3 protein-coding genes are annotated in these 1,128 nt (G+C 59.8%); all 3 read left to right on the top strand.

Annotated features, from left to right (window positions below; all coding sequences use genetic code 11):
• The coding region (locus tag AB0N07_RS51680) for a hypothetical protein (RefSeq protein WP_365848023.1) at positions 1 to 487 on the top strand (487 nt) is incomplete at its 5' end.
• A gap of 3 nt (positions 488 to 490) precedes the next feature.
• Positions 491 to 958, top strand: a complete 468-nt coding sequence (locus tag AB0N07_RS51675; protein ID WP_365848021.1) for a hypothetical protein — start codon at positions 491 to 493, stop codon at positions 956 to 958.
• Positions 951 to 1,106, top strand: a complete 156-nt coding sequence (locus tag AB0N07_RS51670; protein ID WP_365848019.1) for a hypothetical protein — start codon at positions 951 to 953, stop codon at positions 1,104 to 1,106. Before AB0N07_RS51675 ends, AB0N07_RS51670 begins: the two co-directional genes overlap by 8 nt.
• Positions 1,107 to 1,128 lie beyond the last annotated feature (22 nt).

The following is a 1,128-nucleotide window of genomic DNA, read 5'->3' as shown; positions in this document are numbered from 1 at the left end:
CGTATCCGCTCCGGGAAGCCATCCCCCACCACATGATCACGAGCCACAAGCCCCGGATCCTAAAGGATCACCCGGCAAGGAAGCGACGTTGGGGCTTGAAGCTCCCTTGGAGGCATGGTCTGCAGGCATCCCCACGCTTTTTCTGCCCCCTTCCAATAGCAGTCAGTACGTCCAACTCGACGAGTACCGAAGGCTGGGGATTGCTGCCGCGAGCATCCACCTGCGGGATCACCTTCCGGGGATGGACCTGATGCGACTCCCGCTACGGGATCGCACAGCACGCTTCCTGGAGCAGTTGGGTCGCTTTGAAGGCGACCCGGAGCTCCGGCAGTCGTGGGGCACGCAACTCCAAGCATTGCTGAACGACACAACAGCATGGCCTCAGTTGGTAAGTGATGGCCACGCATTCATCGACATGCTCGGCCGGACTGGTCTTCATGACTGCGTCGAGGCCATCGAAGCTCTACTACGTCGGAAGGGGGCCTGAGCCATGCGTGTATTCCTAGCAGGCATCATCCAGGGTGCTCGTACGGATGACGGGATACATCACCAGGGGTACCGCAAGGAGATCCGTGATGTCGTATCGGCCGCCTACCCGGAGGCCCAGTTCGTCGATCCTCACGAGGAGAACCTCGGCCGACTGGAGTGGTCGCGAGATATCCAGCGAGAGATGTTCCTCCGCTACGTGAGGGAGGCAGGACGCTGCGATGTTCTCGTCGCCTGGCTCCCCGAGCCCAGCATGGGGACATCGGTCGAGATGTACGAGGCCTATCGCATGGGGGTACCGGTAATCACGATCAGCCCCATGACTGGAACATGGGCAGTCTTCTCGCTCGCCACTCGAACCCTTCCGGATCTTGAGGCGTTCTCGACATTTGTTCGCAGTCCTGAATTCGCTGGGTTGATTCTCTCTCCCGAAGGAATTGGAAGCTCAGAAGTGGGTGGCGCGCATGAATGAAATCATTAACGACCGTGCGGACTGGCAGTGGAATGTCAACTCCTGGTCGAAGCAGGACAGCCCCGCTGCTGCGATCACTGAGGTTGAACTCGTAGTGGCGGGGGAGGAACTGACGTTTCGTGATCGTTGCGGTATGCCGGAGTCATGAGGTATGCGCAGGGAGGCGGGCT

Origin of the sequence: Streptomyces sp. NPDC051172 (assembly GCF_040682555.1) — a bacterium.
Lineage (GTDB): Bacteria > Actinomycetota > Actinomycetes > Streptomycetales > Streptomycetaceae > Streptomyces.
The sequence above is the reverse complement of the archived record's forward strand: the minus strand, read 5'-3'. Positions and strand labels throughout refer to the sequence as shown.